Below are 6,194 nucleotides of genomic sequence, written 5' to 3' on the forward strand. Positions count from 1 at the left end.
ATAAAGGAGCGCCCAGCATCCGAAAGGGGAAAATTGGTTCCTGTCCCCGCCGGCGGACGCGTGGCGCGAGATATTCTCGAGGGGTTCGCAAGCCGTTCACGTGCCTTCGGTACCGGGATCGAAATATCGGAGTACTCAGGCAGGATAGCAGTTCCGCCTGCACGAAAATTCGGCTGACATCGACACAAAGACCCAGAACCGACCGCGACGGATTTTCTACCCAATGACCTGTTGGAGCATCGGACGCGTTGTTGAAGCCGAAACGCACTAGCCCGTCCCGGGCGGCGCAAAAACCAAAGATCGGGCGTGACCCTCACCCCGCTGATGTGCACGTCGGCAGGCAGATCGCAACGGTTCGCGTGCAGTCGGACGTATCCCAGGTTCAGCTTGCCCGATCGATAGGCATCACGTTTCAACAGCTCCAAAAATACGAGAACGCTAGGAACCGGGTGAGCGCGTCCATGATCTACGAGATTGGGAAGTCACTGGGCGTCCCCGTCAGCCGTTTTTTCGAAGGCCTCCCGGCGAATGGTGAGAGCGGCCATGAGGCTTCACGCCTTCGAACGGATGAGCGCATTGGTTTCATTGCCAGCGCAGAAGGTCGACGCCTGATCGAGCGTCTTGTTCGACTTCCTCCGCGGGTGCGTACCCGCGTGTCCGCCCTTGTCGCCGCAATCGGGGAAGAATGGACCGTCCCTCAATACGATCAAGAGCAGGCAGACTGACGGCGAACTGGTGCCTGCCAAACGCAAGATGGTTTGACCGCCGGTTGGGGTACGGTTCGATTACGCCGACCGTGCGTTTTGCGCCTCCCATTCGGCCAAATAGTCGCTTCGGAGGCCCCATAAAACAGACACTTCGTCTGTTAGCGCCAACAGAGAACTCTCACCGATACGATGTCACGCCAGCGCAACTAAATAGCTGATAAGGCAACATTATCATTCGTTTTGTCGCGCCGACAAGCTGTGCGTTTTGATGCGAAAATGATGGCACAAAGCGCACGGCCGCTTTACCCTCCAAACACATGATTCGCCTCGATCCCGCGACCGCAAGATCCGCCGCCGCGCCCCCGACCGTTCCGGGCTGGGCGCTCGAGGTCGGTGGCGCTCCGCATGAGGCAGACGCTGCCTTCAGGGCCGGCGCCGCGCTGGCTTCTCTCGACAGCCTCGCCCGCGCGCAGCCTGCCTGGGCCGGCGCCTGGCGCCAGCGGCTGGGGCTCAAATGCGCCGCCGCTGCCGTGCGCCTCGCTGGCCGGACGGAAGACGAGGCGGCGCTGCGCGATGCTTGGTATCTGCGCCAGCCCGGCGACGATCCAGGCCCCGCCGGCACTATCCTGGCCGCGTGGAAGCGCCTCGCCTCCCGCTCGTCGCATGTCCGACGTTTTTTGCCGGCCGGAGCGCTGACTCGAAGGAGAGGTGAACGGCGGCTTTGCGCCTGATGTCGGCCTTTGAGGCCAGCTGCGCCGATTCTCGAAAGCGGACATCATCGACGACAGCGCAGGGGATGCGGCGCAAGCATCACATCGCTGCTTCCTGCTCCATCTCTTTCATGTCCTGAAAGCGGTCCGCAATCCGTGGGTGAACCCGTCCGCCGTCTGCGGCGCCAATGGCCACGACGATCTCGTCGGCAGCCGGTCCGTCGGCGATCTGGAAGTTGGCGGTGATGAAATGCGAGCGGCGGCCGTTCTCGCTCTTGTGCATCATCGGCAGCGACAGCAGCGCGCCAGGCGCGTTGCGTGTGTTGCAGAATTCGAGATAGGTCGTGCCGCCGACGGCGTCGCGGAAGACATTGCCGAAGCGCAGCGTGTGGATCATGGCCGAGGCGTGCTCGATCTCGCCGGCGGTTCCGACGGCGGCCGCCTTGCCGTAGCTTTCGATACGTTCCGCCGGCATCAGCCCAATCAGGCGGCGCGTCAATTCCTGCCCGAGTCGGGGTGCGATGGCGACAATCTCTGGCCGCAAATCCTCGACGAAGCCGCGCCCGGCCCATGGATTGCTCAAGACGGCGGCGACGACGATCGATGTCACCGGCCTTGCGGCCGCCCTGCTGCCTTCGAAGTGCACTTCCTCGATGAAGGTACAGATCTTCCGCAATTCCATGATTTGGCCTCTTCAGTGAAAGCTCAAATCTAGTAGGCGCCGATCGGCGGGTATTCCTCCGGTTCGTAGGAAGAATCGGCGTGCGCCCCGCTTGGAAGCGGTGTAGCGTTGGTACATCCGCGACGGCTAAAATTCGCCCTTCGCGAGTGGCGGAAGATCAGGCGTGGACCACGAGTCGCAAATTCTCTCCTTGCGGGACGCCGCCAGCCTCATCAATTCGGGCGGCGATCTCCAGTCCGTGCTGCGCGACCTCGTGCTGGCGGCCTGCCGTCATGCCAAATGGACGCTGGGCTCGATCATGGGCATCGATGCCCCGCATGGCCACGCCTATGTCATCGTGCGCCACGATCCGACGCTCATTCACCGCACGCTGCCCGACCGCTGGGAACTGGCCACCAGTCCCTCGATCGTCGCGCTCAACCGCAATGAGCCGGTTTATATCAGGGACGCGCGGGTGTCGGAGGAGTTTCCGGGCTATCGCCGCGAGGCCTTCGAGCGCGACTACCGCAGCGTGCTCGTAATGCCGATGAACTGCGTCGACGAGGACGGCCGGCCGATGGTGCTGACCGTCGTCTCGCGCGAAATCACCGAAGTGACGGCGGAGGATATCGCCTTCATCGGCATGATCGTGCATCTGGGCGAGATCGCGGTCGAGAAGCAGCATCGGCTGCGCCAGGAGAAGCAGGCCGGCGAACGCCTGCAACGCGCGCTTTCGGCGCACACCTCGCTTCTGCAGCAGGCCTTGTCGGACGGGTCGGTGGTCTCGCTCGCCGAAAAGGTCAGCGAGCTTCTGCCCAATCCGGTGGTGGTGATCGATTTCCATGCCAATCTGGTCGTCGCCGGTCGTTCCCCGAGCGAGGCGCATTTCGACATCGCCTCCTGGCAGCAGGCGGTGAGCGGAACGCTCAGCCGACAGATCTTCAAGATAGCGCGCGGCGCGTCCGACGGGCGCCACGCCGAGACGCTGTTTGTCGATGACGGCAAGCGCCAGCTCAAGCTCTCGGTGCGCATCGAACCGCTCACCATCGACGCCGAAGTGGTTGGCGCGCTGATGATTTTTCCGACGCCGCAGGCATCGGGCCAACTCGACCAGATGCTGCTCGACAGCACCAAATTCGCGCTCAGCGTGCAGATGATGCGCAGCTTCGTGCGCTTCCGTTTCGAGACGCGTTCGTTGACCGAGCTTTTCCTGGAGGTGGCGGAGCGCCGCTGGCGCGACGAGGCCGACATCGTCAATCGCGCCCGCCGGCTTGGGCTCGACTTGACCGTTGCGCAGAAGATGATCGTCGTCGATCTCGCCGAGCAGGTGAAGGATGGTGCCATCGGCCTTGCCGATCCGCATCATGCGCTCGTGCGTCTCTTGCAGCAGGCAGGCATTGCCGGCACGGCAATCGCGGTGGAGGATGGGCTTGTCTGCCTGGTTCCTGCCGATGCCGGGCAGGACGGCGCGCGCTTCGCGAAATTGCCGCACAGGATCGCGGCCGAGCTCGGCCGCTATTTCGAGCGCGAGCCGGTGGTGGTGCTCTCCGAGGCCTGTGCCGCGCTGGCCGATTATCCGATCGCCTGGGAGCGGTGCCGCCGCATGATCCGGATCGGCCGTTCCTTCGGCCGCACCGGTGTTTTTGCCGGCCAGGATTTCGGTCCGCTGCCGATATTGGTTGCCGCCGCCGACGCTCCCGACGTGCGCGGCTTCGTCGAGGACAGTGTAGGCGCCCTGATCGCGCACGACCGCGAGCACGGCACGCCCTATCTGGACACGCTGTTTGCGTATCTGCGCGAGGGCTGCCGCAGCCAGGCCTGCGCCGACGCCATCGGCCTGCACGTCACCACCTTGCGCTATCGCCTGTCGCGCATCGAGGAACTGTTCGGGATCCGTCTCGACAAGCCCGAACAGCGCTTCGCGGTCGAACTTGCGATCCGTCTCAGCGGCATCATCGACAGCCGCGTGCCGGCAGCCCGCTAGACTCCCTTGACCCCGCCACCCCTGTAGCGACACGGCAGCCACCGCAAGCACAGGCTTGTCGCACCTGCATTTGCTCGGGATAACAGCAGCACGCCGCGCCATCTTTCCTACAGACCGGAGGAAGAACGCCGGCCGGCTCCTGCCTAGCTTTCCATCCGACACTTAGGAGGAAAGCAATGGCGGACGCGGTGGCACAAAGGACGATCGATCCGATCGCCTTGCGTCGTGCCTTCGGCACCTTCGTCACCGGCGTCACCGTCATCACCACGCGCGACTGCGACGGCAATCCGCGCGGCATGACCGCCAACTCCTTCACCTCGGTCTCGCTTGAGCCGCCATTGCTCCTGGTCTGCGTCGGCAAGGCGGCGGCGAGCTTTCCCGCCTTCAACGAAACACGGTCCTTCGCAGTCAATTTCCTGCATGAAGGCCAGGTCGATGTTTCTTCAGTGTTCGCGTCCAAAGCGGCGGACAAATTCCAGTCGGTCAACCATGACCGCGCCCACACTGGCGCCCCGATCCTCACCGACAGCCTGACATGGTTCGACTGCACCGTTCACAACCGCATCGAGGCCGGTGACCACATCATCCTGATCGGCCAGGTCCAGGCTTTCGGCACCAGCCCATCGGCGCCGCTCGGATTTTGCCGCGGCCGTTACGCCAGCGTGAAGGATCCGCTGCCTACCGGCTGGCTGGCCTCGCAGGACATGATCATCGGCTATCTGGTCGAAGCCGGGAACCGCATCCTCTTGCGCAGCGACGGCAAGGGACGCTGGGTGCTGCCGACGGCGCGGCGCCGCAAGGCCGACAGCCAGCTCGTCCTCGATGGCGGCGATGCGCTGAGCCTCGTCCCTGAAAACACCTTCCTCTATTCGGTGTTCGACGTCGCCGACAGCGACCCGGGTTATCTCATCTACCGCGCCGAACTGAGCCGTGAGAGCGCTGAAGCCGCGCTGCCGGATGGCCACGCCTTCTTTTCCGTCGACACGCTGCCCTATGAGCGGATCGCCACGCATGAACTGCGCGCCATGCTGCGCCGCTATGCGCGCGAGCGCCAGGACAAGCGTTTCGGCATCTACATCGACACCGGTGACGGCGGCCGCGTCGCCATGATCGACGGCCAGTCGCAATCGTGGACGCAGGCCGCGTCCGAATAATGCTCCACGCAGGACAGACAGTATGAAAACGACGGTCGGATCGCTCGAAGGCTCGCGCCAGAACCTGTTCATCAACGGTGCGTTCTTGGCGCCGAAAGGTGGGCAGTACATCGACAGTTTCGACCCGACCACCGGCAAGCCCTGGTATCAGTTCGCCGAGGCCGGTGCCGAGGACGTCGGCGCGGCCGTGGCGGCAGCGCGCGCTGCCTTTGCCGCTCCAGCCTGGCGGCGCATGACCCAGACCGACCGCGGCAGACTGGTGCACCGGCTGGCGGAGCTGGTGCTCGAGCACGCCGACGAGCTGGCGCTGATCGAGACACGTGACAATGGCAAGCTGCTCAAGGAAATGCGGGCGCAGATGCGCGCCATGCCCGACAGCTACACTTATTTCGCCGGGATGGCCGACAAGCTGCTTGGCGACACGATTCCCGTCAACAAGCTCGACATGCTCAACTTCAACCTGCGCGAGCCGATCGGCGTCGTCGGCATGATTACGCCATGGAACTCGCCGCTGATGCTGCTGACCGGCACGCTGGCGCCATGCCTTGCGCTCGGCAACACGGTCGTCGTCAAGCCGTCCGAGCATGCCAGTGCTTCCACGCTCGCTCTGGCCGAGCTGATCATGGAGGCCGGCTTTCCCGCCGGCGTGGTCAATGTCGTCACCGGCACCGGCGCCGTGGCCGGGGACGCGCTGACGCGGCATCCAGGCATTGCAAAACTCGTCTTCACCGGTTCGACGGCGACGGGCCGTCGGATTGCTGCCAATGCGGCGGAGAACCTTATTCCCTGCTCGATGGAGCTCGGCGGCAAGTCACCGCATGTCGTCTTCGGCGATGTCGACATCGACCATGCCGTCAACGGCGTCGTCTCCGGTGTCTTCGCGGCGGCGGGGCAGACCTGCGTCGCCGGTTCGCGCTGTTTCGTCGAGGCCAGCGTCTATGACCGTTTCGTCGAGGCGCTGGTCGAGCGCACGAGGCG

The 6,194-nt window shown here is 64.1% G+C and carries 5 protein-coding genes and 1 pseudogene; 5 read left to right on the plus strand and 1 reads right to left on the minus strand.

The annotated features are described in order from the left end of the window. Window positions 1–326: 326 nt before the first annotated feature. Window positions 327–725 carry a helix-turn-helix transcriptional regulator gene (locus EOA36_RS38405; RefSeq protein ID WP_348629821.1) on the plus strand — a complete coding sequence of 133 codons (399 nt, stop codon included), beginning with the start codon at window positions 327–329 and terminating at the stop codon, window positions 723–725. Window positions 726–1,024: 299 nt separating this feature from the next. Then, window positions 1,025–1,366, plus strand: a pseudogene (locus tag EOA36_RS23780) (DUF1403 family protein); the annotation flags it as partial. Between the two features lie 151 nt (window positions 1,367–1,517). Here the strand turns inward: EOA36_RS23780 and EOA36_RS23785 are convergent. After that, complete coding sequence (locus EOA36_RS23785) at window positions 1,518–2,099, minus strand: amino acid synthesis family protein (RefSeq protein ID WP_127279672.1); 582 nt, start codon at window positions 2,097–2,099, stop codon at window positions 1,518–1,520. A gap of 163 nt (window positions 2,100–2,262) precedes the next feature. Here EOA36_RS23785 and EOA36_RS23790 point away from each other — a divergent pair, with 163 nt between their 5' ends. From EOA36_RS23790 to EOA36_RS23800, 3 genes are all read left to right on the plus strand, one after another. After that, complete coding sequence (locus EOA36_RS23790; protein WP_127279673.1) at window positions 2,263–4,062, plus strand: helix-turn-helix domain-containing protein; 1,800 nt, start codon at window positions 2,263–2,265, stop codon at window positions 4,060–4,062. A 176-nt stretch (window positions 4,063–4,238) separates the two neighbouring features. After that, complete coding sequence (locus EOA36_RS23795) at window positions 4,239–5,216, plus strand: flavin reductase family protein (protein WP_127279674.1); 978 nt, start codon at window positions 4,239–4,241, stop codon at window positions 5,214–5,216. Window positions 5,217–5,238: 22 nt separating this feature from the next. Continuing rightward, a partial coding sequence (locus EOA36_RS23800) for an aldehyde dehydrogenase family protein (protein WP_127279675.1) occupies window positions 5,239–6,194 on the plus strand: 956 nt, incomplete at its 3' end.

This window comes from Mesorhizobium sp. M8A.F.Ca.ET.021.01.1.1, from assembly GCF_003998025.1.
Lineage (GTDB): Bacteria > Pseudomonadota > Alphaproteobacteria > Rhizobiales > Rhizobiaceae > Mesorhizobium.

Bases quoted from the DNA above. Each gene is read 5' to 3' on its own strand.
- EOA36_RS23785 (WP_127279672.1), bottom strand. From the start codon at position 2,099: ATGGAATTGCGGAAGATCTGTACCTTCATCGAGGAAGTGCACTTCGAA.
- EOA36_RS23795 (WP_127279674.1), top strand. From the start codon at position 4,239: ATGGCGGACGCGGTGGCACAAAGGACGATCGATCCGATCGCCTTGCGT.